Genomic DNA, 20,843 nt, shown 5'->3' with positions numbered 1-20,843 from the left:
CGATGGGTCATCGCAACCCTCTGGTTCGAACCGCACTGGCGGCGATCATGCTGGTGGTGCTGCCCAGCCTTACCGCAGCGCAGATGAGCCATCAGCACGCCTCTGAAGCGGCATGCGAGGAGACTGATCTGCATTGCGCGACCAAGGTCACACCCGCCTTCGCGCCGGACGGCACATTGTGGCTCGCCTGGATGGCCGGCGGGCACATCTCGGTCGCGAGCTCGAAGGATCAGGGGGCAACCTTATCGACGCCGGTGCAGGTGACACGGGAGCGGCTCAATCTGGATTGGGGACCGGATGCGCGGCCGAAGCTTGCGATCGATGCCAAGGGCGACATCGCCCTGGCGTTCTCGATCTTCCGCGATCGGGCCTTCAACGGCCAGGTGCTGACCACGCGGTCGAGCGACGGCGGCCGCAGTTTCGATCCGCCGAAGCCGATCACTGCGAGCAATGAAAGCCAGCGGTTCGAGACGATCGGCTTCGATCCGTCCGGCGCGGTGTTCGCGGCCTGGCTCGACAAGCGCAACCGCGTGCCGGCGCAGCAGCGCGGCGAGAAATACGACGGCGCCGCGCTGTTCGTCGCGACCTCCAAGGATGGCGGTCGCAGCTATTCCGATGCGAAGCTGGTGGCCGACAATACCTGCGAATGTTGCCGGCTCGCCCTTGCCTTCGACGGCGCCGGCCGTCCGGTGGTCGTGTTCCGCAACATCTTCGAGGGCGGCGTGCGCGATCATGCGATCGTGACGTTCAGCGATCTGGCGACGCCCGGCGAGGTGCACCGGGTAAGCCGTGACGACTGGCAGATCGCGGCCTGTCCGCATCACGGTCCCAGCCTGAGCATCTCGCCCGCCGGCACTTACCACGTCACGTGGTACACCAACGGCAAGGCGCGCAAGGGATTGTTCTATGCGCAGTCGCGCGACGGCGGAAAGACCTTCTCCGATCCGCTGCCGATCGGACAGGCGAATCGCAGCCCGTCGCGGCCGCAGATCGCGGCGGGACCGCAGGGGCTGGTGATGGTCTGGAAGGAGTTCGACGGGCAGAAGACGACGGTCAATCTGATGATGTCGCGTGACGACGGGGCGACCTGGTCGAAGCCCGCGCCGATCGCGGACACGGCCGACAGCTCCGACCATCCGCTGCTCGTGTCGGACCGCCGGCATACCTACCTGTCGTGGATGACCAAGGCCGACGGCTATCATTTCCAGGCGATCGGGAGCGAACCATGATACGTCATTTGCTCGCAGCCCTCATCCTGCTCGGCTCGCTGGCGGCTGCGCCGGCGGCGGACGAGGGCGCGCTGAAACCATTTGAGCGCGGCAGCTGGCAGCAGCTGCTGCGCGCACATGCCGGGCATCCGACCCTGGTGCATTTCTGGGGCGTGACCTGCGGGCCGTGCAAGGTCGAACTGCCGCAGCTTGGCCAGTTCATGAAGGATCATCCCCAAATCGACGTCGTGACGATCAGCGCAGACCTGGTCCCCAATCTGCCGGACGCGACCCGGTCGATGCTGGATCGCGCCGGGCTGGCGTCGGCCGAGAACTGGATCTTTGGCGACGGCTTTGCCGAGCGGCTGAGATACGAGATCGACCCGGCCTGGCAGGGCGATATCCCGCGCACCATGCTGGTCGCGCGCGACGGAACGATCACCACGATCGAAGGCTCGGCCGAAATCGCCGATCTGAGCAAATGGTCCGACGCGCAGGCCGCAACTATCCGATGACAAGCAACATCAACCTAAAGGAATCCGTTGCCATGAAGACGCTCTCCCGCATCCTCGCGCTCGCCGCGCTGACAGCCGCGGTCGTGTCCACAGCCGCGCACGCCGAAGACGTTAAGGCCGGCGATCTCGTCATCACCCAGGCCTGGACACGGGCCACGCCGAACGGCGCAAAGATCGGCGGCGGTTACCTCACCATCGAGAACAAGGGATCGGCGCCGGATCGCCTGATCGGCGGCTCCGGCGACATCGCTGGCCGCGTGGAAATCCACGAGATGGCGATGGACAACGGCGTCATGAAGATGCGCCCGCTCGACAAGGGCCTCGCGATCGAGCCCGGCAAGACGGTGAAGCTTGCGCCCGGCGGCCTGCATCTGATGATGCTCGACCTCAAGAACCCGCTCAAACAGGGCGACAAGGTGCCGGTCACGCTGCAATTCGAGAAGGCGGGCAAGGTGACGGTCTCGCTCGACGTGCAGTCGGTCGGCGCGCAGTCGCCCGGCGGCGACCATTCCGGCCATGGCGGGCACAAGATGTGAGGCGGTGATGCGGACAGTAACATTCGTCGCCGGGGCGGTCGCCGCGCTCGCTGCATCGCCCGCGCTGGCGCACATTACGCTGGAAGGAAAGCAAGCGGCGGTCGGCTCGTACTACAAGGCCGTGTTCGCGGTGCCGCATGGCTGCGCGGGCTCGCCGACGGTCAAGATCCGCGTGCAGATTCCGGAGGGCGTGATCGGGGTGAAGCCGATGCCGAAGGCCGGCTGGACCCTCGACACGGTCACCGGCGCATACGCCGCGCAATACGACTATCACGGCGCCAAGCTCTCCGAGGGCGTGAAGGAGGTGACATGGAGCGGCGGCAAGCTCTCGGACAAGAACTACGACGAGTTCGTGATGCAGACCTTCCTCACCGATACTCTGAAGCCGAACACCGTGTTGTATTTCCCCGTCGTGCAGGAATGCGAGCAGGGCGTCAGCCGCTGGATCGACATCCCGGCCGAAGGGCAGGGCGGCGGCCACGGTCACGGCAGCAAGACGCCGGCGCCCGGCGTCAAACTGCTGCCGAAGACGTAAGCCGTGCGCCTCGTCGCAAGTCTCGCCGCGCTGCTGATCACGGTGTGTCTTGCGACCACGGCACATGCGCATGCCGTGCTGATCGGCGCCGAGCCGGCCGACGGCAGCGTGCTGGCCGAGGCGCCCAAGATGGTGGTGCTCCGCTTCAACGAGCCGGTTGCCCCGAGCGCAGTCAGCCTGCTCGACGCTGCAGGCAGGCCGCGCGACGTCGCTGCCCGCGCGGTCGACGAATCCGTTATGGTGACCGTGCCGGCCGGGCTGCCGCGCGGCACCCAGGTGGTCAGCTATCGCGTGGTGTCGCAGGACGGCCATCCCGTCGCCGGCTCGCTGCTGTTCTCGATCGGCGAGGTGACCGGCTCGGCGACGCCGTCCGGCGACCGCGTGGTTGACGCGCTGATCTGGCTGGCGCGGCTCGGGCTCTATGTCGGACTGTTCGCGGGCGTTGGCGGCGTGTTCTTCGCCGCCTGGATCGGGCAGGGCCCGGCGGGTGGACGGCTGATCACGTGGGCGCTGAAGATCGGCCTTGCCGGCGCAGTTGCCTCGCTCGGCTTGCAGGGTGTCGACCTGTTGAACCTGCCGCTCGCGGGCATCCTGACATGGGCGGCATGGGCCAGCGCGGCGGGCACCAGCCTGTTTCCGGCCTTGCTGCTCGCGATCGCCGCCATGCTGATCGCGGCGCTGGCCTGGCGCAGCCCGTCGTTCGGCGCGGCCTTTGTGCGCACCGCGATCGCCATGATCTGTGTCGGGCTGTCGTTTGCGGTCAGCGGCCATGCCGCGTCAGCGTCGCCGCAATGGCTGACCCGGCCCGCACTGTTCATCCACGGCATCGGCCTCGCGTTCTGGATCGGCGCGCTGGCGCCGCTGGCGGCGCTCGCCTGGCAGCGCAAGGATTCGCTGCTGCGGGTGCTGCGGCGCTTTTCGACGCTCGCGGTGCCGGCCGTCGCCTTGATCGCACTGTCGGGCTTTGTGCTTGGGATCGTGCAAGTCGACAGTGTCCGCGCGCTGATCGACACGCGTTACGGCAACATCCTGGTCTGGAAACTGGTGCTGGTGTCGCTGCTGCTGGTCTTCGCTGCGCTGAACCGGCTGGTCTTCACGCCGATGATCGAACGCGAATTCCACCGGACGCGGCCGCTGCAGCGCTCGATCGCGGTCGAGTTCGTGCTGATGATCGCGATCCTCGGCCTCGTGGCAAGCTGGCGCTTCACGCCGCCGCCGCGCGCGCTGGCGATGTCGACGGATGTTCCCCTCGCGGTCCATATCCACACCGATGCGGCGATGTTCCAGGTGCTGATCGCGCCGGGCCGGATCGGGCCGAATGATTTCACGCTGCAGTTGATGAACGGCGACGCCAGCCCGTTCGCCGCCAAGGAGGCGACGCTGACATTGAGCCTGCCGGAACGCGGCATCCAACCGATCGAACGCAGCGCCACGCTGGGGCCGGACGGCTACTGGCACCTGAGCAAGGTGCCGCTGCCGTTCCCTGGCCGCTGGCACATGCAGATTGACGCCCTGGTGAGCGATTTCAAGAAGGTGACACTGGAAGACGAGTTCGAAGTCAGGTAACGCAGGGCCCATGCGCCCGATGGCCGGTGCGGAGCGCAAGCCGCTCAAATGGCCGAAAATCGCCGGATTTGAAGGGTTTTTGATCTGAAGCGGCCTTGTGTTTTCGCACCCGATCCGGTTTCACTGCAGCTCTTCTGAAACACCCCTGATTCTCCGAGTAACCCCATGCGATTGTCGCGGTTTTTCCTGCCCATCCTGAAAGAGAACCCGAAAGAGGCGGAGATCGTCTCGCATCGGCTGATGCTGCGCGCGGGCATGATGCGGCAGGAGGCGGCTGGCATCTATGCCTGGCTGCCGCTCGGCTTCCGGGTGCTGAAGAAGATCGAGCAGATCGTCCGCGAGGAGCAGGACCGCGCCGGCGCGCTCGAGCTGTTGATGCCGACGCTGCAGCTCGCCGACCTCTGGCGCGAGAGCGGACGCTACGACGCCTACGGCCCGGAGATGCTGCGCATCGCCGATCGGCACAAGCGCGAATTGCTGTACGGGCCGACCAACGAGGAAATGGTCACCGAGATCTTCCGCGCCTACGTCAAGTCGTACAAGAACCTGCCGCTGAACCTCTATCACATCCAGTGGAAATTCCGCGACGAGCAGCGTCCGCGGTTCGGCGTGATGCGCGGCCGCGAATTCCTGATGAAGGACGCCTATTCGTTCGATCTCGACGAGGCCGGCGCGCGGCGCTCCTACAACAAGATGTTCGTCGCCTATCTGCGCACCTTCGCGCGAATGGGGCTGAAGGCGATCCCGATGCGCGCCGAGACCGGCCCGATCGGCGGCGACCTCAGCCACGAATTCATCGTGCTGGCGGAGACCGGCGAGTCCGGCGTCTACATCAACCGCGACGTGCTCGATTTGCCGGTGCCGGGCGAGGATGTCGACTATGATGGCGACCTGACGCCGATCATCAAGCAATGGACCTCGGTCTATGCGGCGACCGAGGACGTGCACGAGGCCGCGCGCTTCGAGAGCGAAGTGCCGGAAGCCAAGCGGCTCAACACCCGCGGCATCGAGGTCGGCCAGATCTTCTACTTCGGCACCAAATATTCCGACACCATGAAGGCGCTGGTGGCCGGTCCGGACGGCGTCGATGTGCCGATCCATGGCGGCTCCTACGGCGTCGGCGTGTCGCGGCTGGTCGGCGCGATCATCGAGGCCTGTCACGACGATGCCGGCATCAAATGGCCGGAAGCGGTGGCGCCGTTCCGCGCCGCGATCCTCAACCTCAAGCAGGGCGACAGCGCGGTCGATGCCGCCTGCGAGCAGCTTTATCGCGATCTCTCGGCCAAGGGCGTCGACGTGCTTTACGACGACACCGACCAGCGCGCCGGGGCGAAATTCGCCGCGGCCGACCTGATCGGGATTCCCTGGCAGATCCTGGTCGGGCCGAAGGGCCTCGCCGACGGCAAGGTCGAGATCAAGCGCCGCAGCGACGGTTCGCGCGACAACATGACTGCTGCCGACGTGGTCGCGAAGCTCGCGGTGTAAACATTATTCGCGGCGCGCTATCCCGCGGGGTAATACGGCCACATTTGCCCCGAATCATGGGATTATCGACAAATGGATGAGACCATGACCGAGCCAGTCCGGACCCCGCCGTTTGCGCCATTCGAATGGCTGCTGTCGGGACGCTATTTGCGCGCGCGCCGCAGGGAAGGCTTCATCTCGGTCATCGCCGGCTTCTCGTTCCTCGGCATCCTGCTCGGCGTCGCCACGCTGATCGTGGTGATGGCGGTCATGAACGGCTTCCGCAAGGAGCTGCTGGACAAGATCCTCGGCCTCAACGGCCACATCCTGGTGCAGCCGCTGGAATCGCCGCTGACCGACTGGAAGGACGTCGCCGACCGCATCAGCCAGGTCCCGGGTATCCGGCTCGCCGCGCCTGTCGTGGACGGGCAGGGGCTCGGCTCGTCGCCATTCAACGCCGCCGGCGTCTTCATCCGCGGCATCCGCGCCGACGACCTCAACAATCTCACTTCGATCGCCAGGAACATCAAGCAGGGCTCGCTCGAGAACTTTGACGAGGGGCAGGGCGTTGCGATCGGTCGTAGGCTCGCCGATCAGCTCTCGCTGCACGCCGGCGACATGATCACCCTGGTGGCGCCGAAGGGGGCGGTGACGCCGATGGGCACCACGCCGCGCATCAAGCCGTACAAGATCACCGCGGTGTTCGAGATCGGCATGTCGGAATACGATTCGACCTTCGTGTTCATGCCGCTGGCCGAGGCGCAGGCCTATTTCAACCGCAACAACGACGTCTCCTCGATCGAGGTGTTCACCACCAACCCCGATCGCATCGACACGTACCGCAAGCTGGTGACAGAAGCGGCCGGGCGACCGGTATTCCTGGTCGACTGGCGGCAGCGCAATTCGACCTTCTTCAACGCGCTGCAGGTCGAGCGCAACGTCATGTTCCTGATCCTGACCATGATCGTGCTGGTGGCGGCGCTCAACATCGTCTCCGGCCTGATCATGCTGGTGAAGGACAAGGGCCAGGACATCGCGATCCTGCGCACCATGGGCGCCTCGCAGGGTTCGATCATGCGGATCTTCCTGATCACCGGCGCCTCGATCGGCGTGGTCGGCACGCTGACCGGCTTCGCGGTCGGCATGCTGATCTGCCTCAACATCGAGTCGATCCGTCAGTTCCTGTCCTGGCTCACCAACACCGAGCTGTTCTCGCCCGAGTTGTACTTCCTGTCCAAGCTGCCGGCCGAGATCGATTTCGGCGAGACGCTCGCCGTCGTGATCATGGCGCTGACGCTGTCCTTCCTAGCGACGCTCTACCCGTCGTGGCGCGCCGCGCGCCTCGATCCGGTCGATGCGCTCCGGTACGAGTGAGGCCGGGCATGACGGAGGGGGCGGAAGATACGCCGGTCATCTATCTCCACGACATCAAGCGGGAGTACCGGCAGGGCGAAGCGACGCTGACGGTGCTGGACGGCGCCAAGCTCGCGCTGTGGCCGGGTCAATCGGTGGCGCTGGTGGCGCCGTCAGGTTCGGGCAAGTCGACGCTGCTGCACATCGCCGGCCTGCTGGAGAGCCCCGACGACGGCGAGGTCTATGTCGCGGGCGCGCCGACCTCGCAACTGTCCGACATCGAACGCACCCAGATCCGCCGCACCGACATCGGCTTCGTCTACCAGTCGCACCGGCTGTTGCCGGAATTCTCGGCGCTGGAAAACGTCATGCTGCCGCAGATGATCCGCGGCCTGAAACGCTCGGAGACCGTCAAGCGGTCGACCGAGATCCTCGGCTATCTCGGGCTCGGCGACCGCATCACGCATCGTCCGGCCGAGCTCTCGGGCGGCGAGCAGCAGCGCGTCGCGATCGCGCGCGCGGTGGCCAATGCGCCGCGGGCGCTGTTGGCGGACGAACCGACCGGCAACCTCGATCCTGCGACCGCCGACCATGTCTTCAACGCGTTGATGCAGCTGGTGAAGGCGACGCGGGTCGCGATGCTGATCGCGACCCACAACATGGAGCTCGCGGCGCGGATGGACCGCCGGGTGTCGCTCTCGGGCGGACAGGTCGTCGAGCTGGAATAGGCGCGCGCCGCCAAATACCTAAAAACAACCCCATGCAAAGGAGCCGGCGGCTGCCGGCTTCAGCAGGGCAGCTTGCGACAAGGCAGCTTGACGCGTTGGGCAACTCAGGGGTATTATTCCAATATTCCGAAATGGCGCGAGCGCGGCCCTCGCGATCACCATTCAACCCAATCTCATCGCGCTTCAGTAGGCCTGACGGGGCCGCCGCGCCCGGCCCGGCGGCCGATCTGCAGCGGCGCGGCCGGCGTAATAGGGGTTGTTGAAGCAGATCGCCCCGACGCCCGTGGCCGCCGCCCGGCACTGCTCCAGCGACGCGTACCCGCAGTCGGTGTCTTCGCCGCCCCATCGGTAGTTGGTCTTGCAGACCGGTGACGTCGAATCGTACTTCTGCGCGTTCGCCGGCGTCGCTGCGACGGCGCCAAGGACCAGCAGTGCCAGAGTAGAACCGCGCATCGGAGGTCTCCTGTCGATCGGGGCGTCCGCAGCGCATCATACGCAAGACCATGCGCGCAAACATGCCCTTGGTGCGCAGCTCTGCCCGGCTTGTGCGCCCGATCGCGGATCGAGTCAGTGGATGAACAGGTCGAAGAAATTGCCTTCGCGGCGCTGACGCTCGGGAATGTTGAGGTAGGAGCGCGGATCGTCGTCGCCGGCGTAATAGGGATTGGCGATACAGGTCTGTCCGATGCCGGAAGCGGTGGCGAGGCACGCCTGATAGGAGGGATACGAGCAGTTGCTGAGGCCGGGATAGCGGTCGCCCTGAATGCAGAAGGGGTAGCGGACGCCGACCGCCTGCGCGGGAGCAGTTCCATAGGCCGCGAGCGCGAACACCGACGCCGCCGCGAGAATCATCGTCCGCATGTGCATTTCCTTCGCTGCGACCTCAGATCTTGATGATGATCCAAATCGAACAAGCGGGTTCCCGTCAACACGCATCTCACGCAATCGTGCACACCGCCCTGAATTGTGAGATTTGTGCGGCAGCGATGTGGCGAAAAGCGCAAGAGGTGCCTGTAACGCAGCATTAACTTACAATTTGAACGAAGTCGTTTGGGGGGCTCTGTTGCACCGAAGTTACAGCAATTTGGATCGAGACTGCTATGACGATGTCTCGCGGCCTTGGGGGCCAGTTACAAAAGTTGGAACGGGAAAAATGAAAAAGGTTTTGCTTGTCACGGCCAGCCTGATCGCGCTCGGCGCGGTCGCTCCGGCCTCCGCAGCCGATCTCGCGGCGCGCCCTTACACCAAGGCTCCGCCGCCCATGGTCGCTGCCGTTTATGATTGGACCGGCTTCTACATCGGTATCAACGGCGGTTGGGGCACGAGCCACAACAGCTGGACCAACACCGCGGTGGGTGGCGTTCCGTTCGCTCCGCTCGGCGAAGGCAGCCATGACGCAGACGGCGGCACGGTCGGTGGTCAGATCGGCTACCGCTGGCAGGCTGGCGGCTGGGTGTTCGGCCTGGAAGCTCAGGGCAACTGGGCTGACTTCAAGGGCTCCAACCCCAGCGCAGCGTTCCTGCTGACCAACCGCACCAAGATCGAAGCGTTCGGCCTGTTCACCGGCCAGATCGGCTACGCCTGGAACAACACCCTGCTCTACGTGAAGGGCGGTGCTGCGGTGACCGACAACAAGTACAGCGGCATCTCGGCTGCCGGCGCCCTCGTCGACAGCGCCAGCGACACCCGCTGGGGCGGCACCGTCGGTGTCGGTCTCGAATACGCCTTCGCTCCGGGCTGGTCGGCCGCGGTCGAGTACGACCATCTGTTCATGGACAACCAGACGTACACCCTGGTTACCCCGGCTGGCGTGAACAGCCGTACCGACACCATCAAGCAGGACGTCGACCTCGTCACCGTCCGCCTGAACTACAAGTTCGGCGGCCCGGTCGTTCCGCGCTACTGATCGCTCGCTTCGCTGCAAGCAATCTCGAGAACCCCGGGCCTCGGCCCGGGGTTTTTTGTTGGCCGTGCGCGATCCCGCGCGGCCTGCCGGAATATCAGCGCGTCAGAAGCCAGGCCACGCTGCCGATCAGGGCCGCGAACGACAGCGCTGCAGGCAACCTCGACGCCGTCTGGATGATGATTGGTTCTCACCGGCATGGTCGGCCCTCCTAGACTAGATCGGCACCCGTGGGCCGGATGACATCAGCCATTCTGTCAAATGCGCAGCTGTTTCTTCCTGCCGCGCCTTCTTCAACAGGTTCTCGCGCTCTCGGCTCGGGGGAAGCTTTCTGGCCCGTTCGCGCAGCGCTTGGGCTTCTCTGGTGAGGCGTTCTTCAAGGGGGAAAATCTGCTTAACCCGGCGTCGTCGCTTCATGGCTCCTCTCTCCAGAGCTGACGTTGCCCGCCCCAAAAACGGAATCATAAAGGCGGCAAGGGCAGCGGAAGTTCCATGGACCCCTTCATTTGCGAAGTTAACCAAGAGGACCGGTTTCCGAAGCTGAGCACCGCTCCGTCCCCGACGCTCGCTTGACTCCTAGAACAAAAAAGGAACAATGTTCTGTATACGTTCCAGTTCAGGGAGGCGGCCATGTTGAAGATTTTCGTGGAAGAGGCGGCGGCACTGGCGTCCATCACGCTGTTCGTCGGAATGATCGCGGTGTGGGCCCAGCTGATTCCACAGTTCTGAAATCTGGTAAGAAGAACAGGGGCATAGGCGCGCCTGTTGAAAACCGGGAGGAGCGGCGGTGATGCCGCCTCCGGCATGGACTTGGCGGGGCCGAGGCCCCACGATGGGGCAAGCGAGTCGGGCCTGACGCATCGAAGATGTCCGGCTTTGGCGCTCGCTCCACCCCTGACGCAGAGACGCTTCGCGCCGCCATGTCGAATCCCGGATTCGTTCATCTTCACGTCCATTCGGCGTATTCGCTGCTGAAGGGCTCGATCAAGATCGCCAAGCTCGGCGAGCTCGCCAAGGCCGACCGCCAGCCGGCGCTGGCGCTGACCGACACCGACAACATGTTCGGGGCGCTGGAATTCTCCGACAAGATGGCCGGCTATGGCATCCAGCCGATCGTCGGCTGCGAGATCGCGGTCGATTTCGGCGACGTCGATCCCAACGTGCGCAGCGTGCTGGCGGCGGGACCTCAGCGCATCGTGCTCTTGGCGGCGCGCGAGCGCGGCTACCAGAACCTGATGCGGCTCAACTCGCGGGCGTTCCTGGAGACGCCGGTCAACCAGACTCCGCACATCAAGTTCGACTGGCTCACCGACCATGCCGAGGATTTGATCGCGCTGACCGGCGGGCCCGACGGGCCGATCGCGCTGGCGCTGCGCGCCGACCAGGCGCAACTCGCCGCCACCCGCTGCGACCGTTTGGCCAGCCTGTTCGGCGATCGGCTCTACATCGAATTGCAGCGCCATGGCGTCGACAAGGAGCGGCGCAGCGAAAGCGGGCTGATCGATCTCGCCTACGGCAAGGGCCTGCCGCTGGTCGCGACCAACGAGCCGTATTTCGCAACCGCCGACGACTATGAATCGCACGACGCGCTGCTCTGCATCGCCGGCGGCCATCTGATCGCCGACACCGAGCGCGAGCAGTTGACGCCGGATCACCGCTTCAAGAGCCGCGCGGAAATGGCGGTGCTGTTCGCCGACATTCCCGAAGCGCTGGCCTCGACGGTCGAGATCGCCGAGCGCTGCTCGTTTCGGCCGAAGACGCGCAAGCCGATCCTGCCGTTCTTCACCGTCGGCGCCGCGCAGAGCGCCGATGCCGCCGCCGACGAGGCCGCCGAGCTGAAGCGGCAGGCCGAGGAGGGGCTCGCCAAGCGGCTGCGCGTGCACGGCCTGTCGCCGGGCATGACGGAAGAGGATTACAGCAAACGGCTCGCCTTCGAGCTCGACGTCATCACCCGCATGAAATATGCGGGCTACTTCCTGATCGTCTCCGACTTCATCAAATGGGCCAAGGCGCAGGGCATTCCGGTCGGGCCGGGCCGCGGCTCCGGCGCCGGCTCGCTGGTCGCCTGGGTGCTGACCATCACCGACCTCGATCCGATGCGCTTCGCGCTGCTGTTCGAGCGCTTCCTCAATCCGGAACGCGTCTCGATGCCAGACTTCGACATCGACTTCTGCCAGGACCGCCGCGGCGAGGTGATCCAGTATGTGCAGGAGCGCTACGGCCGCGACCAGGTGGCGCAGATCATCACCTTCGGGACGCTGCAGGCGCGCGGCGTGCTGCGCGACGTAGGCCGCGTGCTGCAGATGCCGTACGGCCAGGTCGACAAGCTGACCAAACTGGTGCCGCAGAATCCGGCGGCGCCGGTGACGCTGGCGCAGGCGATCGAGGGCGAGCCGAAGCTGCAGGCGTTCCGCGACGAGGATCCGGTGGTGGCGCGCGCCTTCGACATCGCACAGCGCCTCGAGGGCCTGACCCGCCATGCCTCGACCCACGCCGCCGGTATCGTGATCGGCGACCGCCCGCTGAGCGAGCTGGTGCCGATGTACCGCGATCCGAAATCGGACATGCCGGTCACCCAGTTCAACATGAAATGGGTCGAGCCCGCGGGCCTGGTGAAGTTCGACTTCCTCGGCCTGAAGACGCTGACGGTGCTCGACGTCGCGGTGAAGCTGCTGAAGCAGCGCGACATCCATGTCGATCTTGCGACGCTGCCGATCGACGATGCGGCGAGCTATCAGATGCTGGCGCGGGGCGATGTGGTCGGCGTGTTCCAGGTGGAAAGCCAGGGCATGCGGCGCGCGCTGATCGACATGCGCCCGGACCGGTTCGAGGACATCATCGCGCTGGTGGCGCTGTACCGCCCCGGTCCGATGGCCAACATCCCCACCTATTGCGCGCGCAAGCATGGCGACGAGGAGCCGGAATATCTGCATCCGATTCTCGAGCCGATCCTCAAGGAAACCTTCGGCGTCATCATCTACCAGGAACAGGTGATGCAGATCGCGCAGCAGATGGCCGGCTACTCGCTCGGCCAGGCCGACCTGCTGCGCCGCGCGATGGGCAAGAAGATCCGCGCCGAGATGGACAAGCAGCGCGACATCTTCGTCGCCGGCGCGATGAAGAACGGCGTCACCAAAGGGCAGGCCGAGACGATCTTCGAACTGCTCGCCAAATTCGCCGACTACGGCTTCAACAAGAGCCACGCGGCGGCCTATGCGCTGGTGTCGTACCACACCGCCTACATGAAGGCGCATTACCCGGTCGAGTTCCTGGCGGCGTCGATGACGCTCGAACTCAACAACACCGACAAGCTGTCCGAATTCCGTGCCGAGGCGCAGCGGCTCGGCATCAAGGTCGAGGCGCCGAACATCAATCGCTCCGGCGCGACCTTCGAGGTCAGCGAGAACACGATCTATTACGCGCTCGCCGCGCTGAAGGGCGTCGGCATGCAGGCCGTCGAGCAGATCATCCAGGAGCGTAACAACAAGGGCGCCTTCACCTCGCTCGCCGATTTCGCCTCGCGCGTCTCGCCGCGCGCCATCAACAAGCGCATCATCGAAAGTCTTGCGGCGGCGGGTGCCTTCGACACGCTGGAGCCGAACCGCGCGCGGGTGTTCGCCGGCGCGGACGCGATCCTCGCCGCGTGCCAGCGCAGCCACGAGGCCGCGACCTCAGGACAGAACGACATGTTCGGCAGCGCGCCGGATGCGCCCAGCATCATGCTGCCGCAGGTCGAGCCGTGGCTGCCCGCCGACCGGCTGCGCCGCGAATACGACGCAATCGGCTTCTTCCTGTCGGGCCATCCGCTCGACGATTACGCGACCGCGCTGAAGCGGCTGCGCGTGCAGTCCTGGGCGGAGTTCTCCCGGGCGGTCAAAACCGGCGCGACGGCGGGGAAGGTGGCGGCGACCGTGGTGTCGCGGATGGAGCGGCGCACCAAGACCGGCAACAAGATGGGCATCATGGGCCTGTCGGACCCGACCGGCCATTTCGAGGCGGTGCTGTTCTCCGAAGGGCTCGCGCAATATCGCGACGTGCTCGAGCCCGGCGCGGCCGTGCTGCTGCAACTCGGCGCCGAATTGCAGGGCGAGGACGTGCGGGCGAGGGTGCTGCATGCCGAGCCGCTCGATCACGCCGCGGCCAAGACGCAAAAGGGCCTGCGCATCTTCGTGCGCGACACCAAGCCGCTCGATTCGATCGCGCGCCGCCTCAACATGCCGGAGGCCGCGCCGGCATCAGGGGGCGCCGGCAAGGCGCCGGCGGCGAAGCCGGTGCCCGCGGCTGCACCGCTCGCGGGGGCGGACGGCGACGTCTCGCTGGTGATGATGCTCGACCTCGAAACCGAGGTGGAGATGAAGCTGCCCGGCCGTTACAAGGTCTCGCCGCAGATCGCGGGCGCGCTCAAGGCGGTGGCCGGCGTCGTCGACGTGCAGACGCTGTAAACTGGCTCAATCCGGCGCCATTTCGGCCGGAATCCGGCCGTTCGGGCCGGCATAACCGGCCGTATTTCCTTGCTTCTGGCGCAAATCGCGCTATATAGCGCGCCATCTCACACGGAAACATGGCTCTAAAGGCCGTCCGGTGGCAACCGGGCCAGTCAGGCCCGTTTGCTCACACGTTTCCGGAGGAACCAACCGGAGAATTAAAACCTATGGCGTTGCCCGATTTCAACATGCGTCAGCTCTTGGAAGCTGGCGTTCACTTTGGCCACCAGGCCCACCGCTGGAACCCGAAGATGCAGGATTACATCTTCGGCGCCCGCAACAACATCCACATCATCGACCTCGCGCAGACCGTGCCGATGCTGCACACCGCCCTGAAGGCGGTCAGCGATACCGTCGCCAAGGGCGGCCGCATCCTGTTCGTCGGCACCAAGCGTTCGGCGCAGGACGGCGTCGCCGAGGCGGCCAAGCGCTCGGCGCAGTACTTCGTCAATTCGCGCTGGCTCGGCGGCACGCTGACCAACTGGAAGACGATCTCCGCCTCGATCAAGCGCCTGCGTCACCTCGACGAGGTGCTGTCGTCGGGCGAGGCCAACTCCTACACCAAGAAGGAGCGCCTGACGCTGCAGCGCGAGCGCGACAAGCTCGACCGTTCGCTCGGCGGCATCAAGGACATGGGCGGTCTGCCCGACATGATCTTCGTGATCGACACCAACAAGGAAGACATCGCGATCCAGGAGGCCCAGCGCCTCAACATCCCGGTCGCCGCGATCGTCGACACCAATTCCGACCCGAAGGGCATCACCTATGTGGTGCCGGGCAATGACGACGCCGGCCGCGCGATCTCGCTGTATTGCGACCTCGTGGCGCGCGCCGCCATCGACGGCATCTCGCGGGCCCAGGGCGAGTCCGGCATCGACATCGGTGCGTCGGCAACGCCAGTCCAGGAAGACCTCCCGGCCGCGGCGCCGTCCGGCTTCCAGGGGCTGGCCGGTCCGCGCGGCACCGCCGACAACCTCAAGAAGCTGACCGGCGTGTCCGGTACGATCGAGAAGAAGCTCAACGACCTCGGCATCTTCCACTACTGGCAGCTCGCCGAGCTCGACCACGACACCGCGCACAAGATCGGCGAAGAAGTCGGTCTGCCAAGCCGCGCCGACGCCTGGGTCGCCCAGGCCAAGACGCTCGCCGAAGCGGAATAAAAGTTACGCGGCGTGGCCGGAACGCCCGGCCGCCGCTCTCTTCCACGAACAACGATTTCCTGTCGCTGACGGCGGCGCCATCCGGCGCCGCGGTTTCTCTACAGGCAAGAAGGACATTGAACGATGGCGACGATCACAGCAGCGATGGTCAAGGATCTCCGCGAGTCGACCGGCGCGGGCATGATGGATTGCAAGGCGGCGCTGACCGAGAATGCCGGCGACATGCAGGCCGCGCAGGATTGGCTGCGCAAGAAGGGCCTCTCGAAGGCCGCCAAGAAGGCCGGCCGCGTCGCGGCCGAGGGCCTGATCGGCGCGCTGACCTCGGGCACCAAGGGCGTGCTGGTCGAGGTGAACTCGGAGACCGACTTCGTTGCGCGCAACGAGCAGTTCCAGGGCCTCGTCAAGATGATCGCGCAGGTCGCGCTGCATAACGGCGCTGACGTCGACACCATCAAGGCCGCCAAGGTCGGCGACGTCACCGTCGAGACCGCGATCTCGGACGCGATCGCCACCATCGGCGAGAACATGACGCTGCGCCGCGCCGCCTCGCTCGAGGTCGGCAAGGGCGTGGTGTCGAGCTACGTCCACAACGCGGTGGTCGAAGGCGCCGGCAAGATCGGCGTCATCGTGGCGCTGGAGTCCACCGGGAAGACCGACGAGCTCGCGGTGCTCGGCCGCCAGCTCGCGATGCACGTCGCGGCGGCCAAGCCGCTGGCGCTCGACCCGGCCGGGCTCGATCCGGAGACCGTCAAGCGCGAGAAGGACGTGCTGGCCGACAAGTACCGCCAGCAGGGCAAGCCGGAGAACGTCATCGAGAAGATCGTCGATTCTGGCCTGAAGACCTATTACAAGGAAGTTTGCCTGCTGGATCAGGCCTTTATCCACGACAGCGGTAAGTCCGTCGCGCAGGCGGTGAAGGAAGCTGAGGGTAAGGTCGGCGGCCCGATCAAAATTGCGGGCTTTGTGAACTATGCTCTCGGTGAGGGAATCGAGAAGCAGGAAAGCGACTTCGCCGCCGAAGTCGCCGCCGCCAGCGGCAAGAAGTAACCGCTGACGCCATCAAAGCCATCCGGCGCATTCGCTGGATGGCTGTCCGCGCGGATAGGAAAGCGATCGCATCATGGCTGAGCCGGTCTATCGTCGCGTGGTGATCAAGCTGTCCGGCGAATATCTCGCCGGCTCCCATGCCTTCGGTATCGACCAGCCCACCGTCGACCGCATCGCCGACGACCTGATCGCGGCGCAGAAGCTCGGCATCGAGGTCGCGGTGGTGATCGGCGGCGGCAACATCGTCCGCGGCGTCGAAGTGTCCTCGCGCGGCGTGTCGCGGCCGACCGGCGACATCATGGGCATGCTCGCCACCATGATGAACTGCCTCGCGCTGGAGGCGGCGATCGAGCGCAAGGGGACGCCGGCGCGCACGCTGTCGGCGTTCGTGATGCCGGAGATTTCCGAGCTGTTCACCCGCACCGCAGCGCACAAATATCTCGCCGAGGGGCGGATCGTCCTGCTCGGCGGCGGAACCGGCAACCCGTTCTTCACCACCGACACCACCGCCGTGTTGCGTGCCGCCGAGATCGGCGCGGCGGCGGTGCTGAAGGCCACCAATGTCGACGGCGTCTACACGGCGGACCCGAAGAAGGACCCCAAGGCCAAGCGCTTCGACCGCCTGACCCATTCGCAGGCCATCGAGGGCGGCTACAAGGTCATGGATGCGACCGCTTTCGCGCTTGCCCGCGAGACGTCGCTGCCTATCATCGTGTTTTCGATCGCCGAGCCCGGTTCGATCGGCGCGATTCTGCGCGGGGCCGGACACGGCACGGTCGTTGCCGGCTGATTTGTCGCCTCGAGGGCGATGACAACCGGATATCTTGAGAAGGGAGAACGTCATGGCCGCACCTGGTTTTGACATCAATGAATTGAAGCGCCGCATGCAGGGCGCCACCCAGTCGCTGAAGCACGAGCTCGGCGGTCTGCGCACCGGCCGTGCCGCGGCCTCCATGCTGGAGCCGGTCCAGGTCGAGGCCTATGGCTCGCATATGCCGCTGAACCAGGTTGCGACCATCAGTGTGCCGGAGCCGCGCCTGCTGTCGGTGCAGGTCTGGGACAAGTCGATGGTGAAGGCGGTCGAGAAGGCGATCGTCGATTCCAACCTCGGCCTGTCGCCGGCGACCGAAGGGACGGTGCTGCGGCTGCGGATCCCCGAGCTCAACCAGGAGCGCCGCAAGGAGCTCGTCAAGGTCGCGCACAAATACGCCGAGGCGGCCAAGGTCGCGGTGCGCCATGTGCGCCGTGACGGTCTCGACATCATCAAGAAGCTCGAGAAGAATCACGAGATCTCCGAGGACGATCAGGAGCGCCTGTCGAACGAGGTGCAGAAGGCAACCGACGGCGTGATCCACGAAATCGACCAGCTGCTGGCCGCCAAGGAAAAGGAAATCCTGACGGTCTGACGCCCATTTTGTTTGACGCGCTTTCGTCTCGCGAACCGTTATCAGATCGCCTGAAAGCGCCACGGAACCTGCCATGCCGAACGCCGCAGCCCCTGCAACCGATGGACCGGATCGCTCCGCAAGTCCGCTGCATGTGGCTGTCATCATGGACGGCAACGGGCGCTGGGCCGCTGCGCGCGGCCTGCCGCGTGCCGAGGGCCATCGCCGCGGCGTCGAGGCGCTGCGCCGCGTGGTCCGTGCCGCCGATGAGCTCGGCATTCTCTATCTTACGATCTTCTCGTTCAGCTCGGAGAACTGGTCGCGGCCGGCGACCGAGATCGGCGACCTGTTCGGCCTGCTGCGGCGCTTCATCCGCAACGATCTCGCGACGCTGCACCGCGACGGGGTGAGGGTGCGGGTGATCGGCGAGCGCGACGGCCTCGAGCCCGACATCTGCGCGCTGCTGAACGAGGCCGAGGAGCTGACCAGGAATAACACCAAGCTCAACCTCGTCGTCGCCTTCAACTACGGCTCGCGGGCGGAGATCGCCTCCGCAGCGCGGCGGCTCGCGCGCGAGGTCGCCGAGGGCAAGCGCGATCCGGATACGATCGACGCCGACACGCTCGGGCAATATCTCGATGCGCCAGATATTCCCGATCCCGATCTGATCATCCGCACCAGCGGCGAGCAGCGCCTCTCGAATTTTTTGATGTGGCAGGCTGCCTATAGCGAGCTCGTGTTCGTGCCGATCCACTGGCCCGATTTCGACAAGGCGGCGCTTGAGAGCGCGATCGCCGAATACGGCAGGCGCGAGCGCCGCTTCGGCGGCCTCGCTGCGAAAACCGGCTCGTGAGCGAGGGCGAAGCCGCGCCGGCGGCAGCACGCGAGCAGCCGCCGGCAGCAAGCGAGCAAGGGTCGCGCAATCTCGTGATGCGCGTCGCGGCCGCGCTGGTGCTGGCGCCGGTCGCGATCGCGCTGGCCTATGTCGGCGGTCTCGCCTGGTCGCTGCTGGTGACGCTGGCGGCGATCGGACTGTTCGTGGAATGGCTGATGATCACGGGCCTCGTGCGCGAGCTTCGCGTGCTGGTGCCCGGCGTCGCGGCGCTGCTGCTCGCGGGGCTTTGCCTGATCGCCGGCCGGCCCGATGCGGCCCTTGTCGTCGTTGCTGTCGGCATGGTCGCACTGGCGCTGCTCTCGGGCGCGCAGCGCATCTGGGCGATTGCGGGCCTGCTCTATGCGGCGGCGGCCGAGCTCGCGTCGGTGCTGGTGCGGCTCGATGCGGCCAAGGGATTTGCTGCGCTGATGTTCGTGCTGCTGGTGGTCTGGGTCACCGATATCGGCGGCTATTTCGCCGGCCGCAGCATCGGCGGGCCGAAGCTGTGGGTGCGGGTCAGCCCAAAGAAGACCTGGGCCGGCGCGATCGGCGGCTTCGTGGCGAGCCTGCTGGTTGCCGCGGCCTTTGCCGCCTTCGAGATCGGCACGGCCGGGCCGCTGCTCGCGCTCGGCGCGGTGCTGTCGGTGGCGTCACAGCTCGGCGATCTCTTCGAATCCGCGGTCAAGCGGCGGTTCGGGGTGAAGGACTCGAGCCACATCATTCCCGGCCATGGCGGCCTTTTGGACCGCCTGGACGGGTTTGTCGCGGCCGTGATTGTTGCGGCGATTTTAGGTTTCGTTCGCGGCGGCGCCGATGGCGTCGGGCGCGGTCTTATGCTTTGGTGATCAGATGAGCGCAGTTCCGTTGCGTAACAACAAGGCCGCGGCCTCGGCCGTTCGGTCTGTGACCGTCCTCGGTGCCACCGGCTCGATCGGCGACAGCACCATGGACCTGTTGCGCGGCGCGCGCGACCGCTACCGGGTCGAGGCACTGACCGCCAACGGCAATGTCGAGGCGCTGGCCAAGCTCGCGAAGGAATTCGGCGCCCGGTTTGCCGCCATCGGCGATCCCGCAAAGCTTGCCGCGCTGAAGGACGCGCTGGCCGGCACCCGCATCGAATGCGGTGCGGGCGAGAGCGCGATCATCGAGGCGGCGGCTCGGCCTGCCGACTGGGTGATGGCGGCGGTCAGCGGGGCTGCCGGCTTGAAACCCGCGCTGGCGGCGGTCGATCGCGGTGCGTCGGTCGCTCTGGCCAACAAGGAATGCCTGGTCTGTGCCGGCGATTTCTTCATGGAGCGCGCCAAGAAGGCGGGCGCCTGCATCCTGCCGGCGGATTCCGAGCACAATGCGCTGTTCCAGGCGCTGGGCTCCGGCAACCGTGAAGAGCTGGTGCGGGTGATCATCACTGCCTCCGGCGGGCCGTTCCGAACCTGGGCGCCGGCCGATATCGAGCAGGCCACCCTGGAACAGGCGCTGAAACACCCCAACTGGAGCATGGGGCAGAAGATCACCATCGATTCCGCGTCGATGATGAACAAGGGCCTCGAAGTGATCGAAGCGTCCTATCTGTTCGCACTGTCGCCGGACGAGATCGACGTGCTGGTGCATCCGCAGTCGATCATCCACGGCATGGTCGAGTTCTCGGACCGCTCGGTGATGGCGCAGCTCGGCACGCCCGACATGCGGATTCCGATCGCCCACTGCCTCGGCTGGCCGGATCGCATTGTCGGCCCGTCGGCGCGGCTCGATCTCGCCAAGATCGGCCAGCTCACCTTCGAGGTGCCGGATTTCGCCCGCTTCCCCGGGCTGCGGCTGGCCTATGAGGCGCTGCGGACCGGGAAGGGCGCGACCACCGTCTTCAACGCCGCTAATGAGGTCGCGGTCGCTGCGTTCATCGCCGGCAAGATCAAGTTCGGCGCCATCGCCCGCCTGGTCGAGGCGACGATGAACGATTGGATTCGAACCGGGAATCGGTCACCGCTGCAGTCGGCGGATGATGCGATTTCCGTTGACCATGTTGCGCGAAATAGAGCTGCCGCCCTATTGCCTCAAATTGCCTTAAAGGCAACCTAGAGGGTTGGGGAC

Annotated in this window: 20 protein-coding genes; 17 read left to right on the top strand and 3 right to left on the bottom strand. The window is 65.8% G+C overall.

Going from position 1 to position 20,843, the window contains the following annotated elements:
- The first annotated feature begins 2 nt into the window (after positions 1–2).
- The 8 genes from J6500_RS01540 to J6500_RS01505 all read left to right on the top strand — a co-directional run bounded on the left by J6500_RS01540 (position 3) and on the right by J6500_RS01505 (position 7,905).
- Positions 3–1,229, top strand: coding sequence for a sialidase family protein (locus J6500_RS01540; RefSeq protein ID WP_376707740.1), 1,227 nt, complete (start codon positions 3–5; stop codon positions 1,227–1,229).
- Positions 1,226–1,723 (top strand): TlpA family protein disulfide reductase, encoded by a 498-nt coding sequence (locus tag J6500_RS01535; RefSeq protein WP_225710902.1) that lies wholly within the window; start codon positions 1,226–1,228, stop codon positions 1,721–1,723. Before J6500_RS01540 ends, J6500_RS01535 begins: the two co-directional genes overlap by 4 nt.
- 32 nt (positions 1,724–1,755) lie before the next feature.
- Positions 1,756–2,259, top strand: a complete 504-nt coding sequence (locus J6500_RS01530; protein ID WP_225710901.1) for a copper chaperone PCu(A)C — start codon at positions 1,756–1,758, stop codon at positions 2,257–2,259.
- 7 nt (positions 2,260–2,266) lie between these two features.
- Positions 2,267–2,794: a YcnI family copper-binding membrane protein gene (locus tag J6500_RS01525; RefSeq protein WP_225710900.1), complete on the top strand. Its 528-nt coding sequence runs from the start codon at positions 2,267–2,269 to the stop codon at positions 2,792–2,794.
- A 3-nt stretch (positions 2,795–2,797) separates the two neighbouring features.
- A complete protein-coding gene (locus J6500_RS01520) occupies positions 2,798–4,360 on the top strand; it encodes a copper resistance CopC/CopD family protein (protein WP_225710899.1) in 1,563 nt (520 codons plus the stop codon).
- A 165-nt stretch (positions 4,361–4,525) separates the two neighbouring features.
- Positions 4,526–5,845, top strand: coding sequence for a proline--tRNA ligase (proS, locus tag J6500_RS01515; RefSeq protein WP_225710898.1), 1,320 nt, complete (start codon positions 4,526–4,528; stop codon positions 5,843–5,845).
- A gap of 72 nt (positions 5,846–5,917) precedes the next feature.
- Positions 5,918–7,198 (top strand): lipoprotein-releasing ABC transporter permease subunit, encoded by a 1,281-nt coding sequence (locus J6500_RS01510; RefSeq protein ID WP_225710897.1) that lies wholly within the window; start codon positions 5,918–5,920, stop codon positions 7,196–7,198.
- An 8-nt stretch (positions 7,199–7,206) separates the two neighbouring features.
- Entirely contained in the window at positions 7,207–7,905 is a 699-nt protein-coding gene (locus J6500_RS01505) for an ABC transporter ATP-binding protein (protein ID WP_225710896.1), read from the top strand.
- Between the two features lie 183 nt (positions 7,906–8,088).
- On the opposite strand, the gene J6500_RS01500 is transcribed toward J6500_RS01505, so the two are convergent.
- The gene (locus J6500_RS01500; protein WP_225710895.1) at positions 8,089–8,358 is read right to left on the bottom strand and encodes a DUF3551 domain-containing protein; all 270 of its coding nucleotides are present in this window, start codon (positions 8,356–8,358) and stop codon (positions 8,089–8,091) included.
- 114 nt (positions 8,359–8,472) lie between these two features.
- Entirely contained in the window at positions 8,473–8,766 is a 294-nt protein-coding gene (locus tag J6500_RS01495) for a DUF3551 domain-containing protein (RefSeq protein ID WP_225710894.1), read from the bottom strand.
- A 292-nt stretch (positions 8,767–9,058) separates the two neighbouring features.
- Between J6500_RS01495 and J6500_RS01490 the strand changes: the two genes are divergently transcribed.
- Positions 9,059–9,811 (top strand): outer membrane protein, encoded by a 753-nt coding sequence (locus J6500_RS01490; RefSeq protein WP_225710893.1) that lies wholly within the window; start codon positions 9,059–9,061, stop codon positions 9,809–9,811.
- A gap of 213 nt (positions 9,812–10,024) precedes the next feature.
- Here J6500_RS01490 and J6500_RS01485 read toward each other — a convergent pair whose 3' ends face one another.
- Positions 10,025–10,225 carry a hypothetical protein gene (locus J6500_RS01485; RefSeq protein ID WP_225710892.1) on the bottom strand — a complete coding sequence of 67 codons (201 nt, stop codon included), beginning with the start codon at positions 10,223–10,225 and terminating at the stop codon, positions 10,025–10,027.
- Positions 10,226–10,728: 503 nt separating this feature from the next.
- On the opposite strand from J6500_RS01485, the gene dnaE reads away from it, so the two are divergent.
- The 8 genes from dnaE (at position 10,729) to dxr (ending at position 20,831) form a co-directional block, all read left to right on the top strand.
- Positions 10,729–14,250, top strand: coding sequence for a DNA polymerase III subunit alpha (gene dnaE, locus J6500_RS01480; RefSeq protein ID WP_225710891.1), 3,522 nt, complete (start codon positions 10,729–10,731; stop codon positions 14,248–14,250).
- A 209-nt stretch (positions 14,251–14,459) separates the two neighbouring features.
- Positions 14,460–15,452 (top strand): 30S ribosomal protein S2, encoded by a 993-nt coding sequence (locus J6500_RS01475; RefSeq protein ID WP_225710890.1) that lies wholly within the window; start codon positions 14,460–14,462, stop codon positions 15,450–15,452.
- Between the two features lie 123 nt (positions 15,453–15,575).
- Positions 15,576–16,499, top strand: coding sequence for a translation elongation factor Ts (tsf, locus tag J6500_RS01470; RefSeq protein ID WP_225710889.1), 924 nt, complete (start codon positions 15,576–15,578; stop codon positions 16,497–16,499).
- Between the two features lie 73 nt (positions 16,500–16,572).
- A complete protein-coding gene (gene pyrH, locus J6500_RS01465; protein ID WP_225710888.1) occupies positions 16,573–17,289 on the top strand; it encodes a UMP kinase in 717 nt (238 codons plus the stop codon).
- Positions 17,290–17,341: 52 nt separating this feature from the next.
- Positions 17,342–17,905 (top strand): ribosome recycling factor, encoded by a 564-nt coding sequence (gene frr, locus J6500_RS01460; RefSeq protein ID WP_225710887.1) that lies wholly within the window; start codon positions 17,342–17,344, stop codon positions 17,903–17,905.
- Positions 17,906–17,978: 73 nt separating this feature from the next.
- Positions 17,979–18,737 (top strand): isoprenyl transferase, encoded by a 759-nt coding sequence (locus tag J6500_RS01455; RefSeq protein WP_225710886.1) that lies wholly within the window; start codon positions 17,979–17,981, stop codon positions 18,735–18,737.
- Positions 18,734–19,603, top strand: coding sequence for a phosphatidate cytidylyltransferase (locus J6500_RS01450; RefSeq protein ID WP_225710885.1), 870 nt, complete (start codon positions 18,734–18,736; stop codon positions 19,601–19,603). The genes J6500_RS01455 and J6500_RS01450 overlap by 4 nt, the downstream gene beginning before the upstream one ends.
- Before the next feature lie 4 nt (positions 19,604–19,607).
- Positions 19,608–20,831 (top strand): 1-deoxy-D-xylulose-5-phosphate reductoisomerase, encoded by a 1,224-nt coding sequence (dxr, locus tag J6500_RS01445; RefSeq protein WP_225710884.1) that lies wholly within the window; start codon positions 19,608–19,610, stop codon positions 20,829–20,831.
- Positions 20,832–20,843: the final 12 nt, after the last annotated feature.

This window comes from Bradyrhizobium semiaridum (assembly GCF_020329505.1).
Classification (GTDB): domain Bacteria; phylum Pseudomonadota; class Alphaproteobacteria; order Rhizobiales; family Xanthobacteraceae; genus Bradyrhizobium; species Bradyrhizobium semiaridum.
Note: the sequence above shows the minus strand (reverse complement) of the source record. Positions and strands in the feature narration are given on the sequence as shown.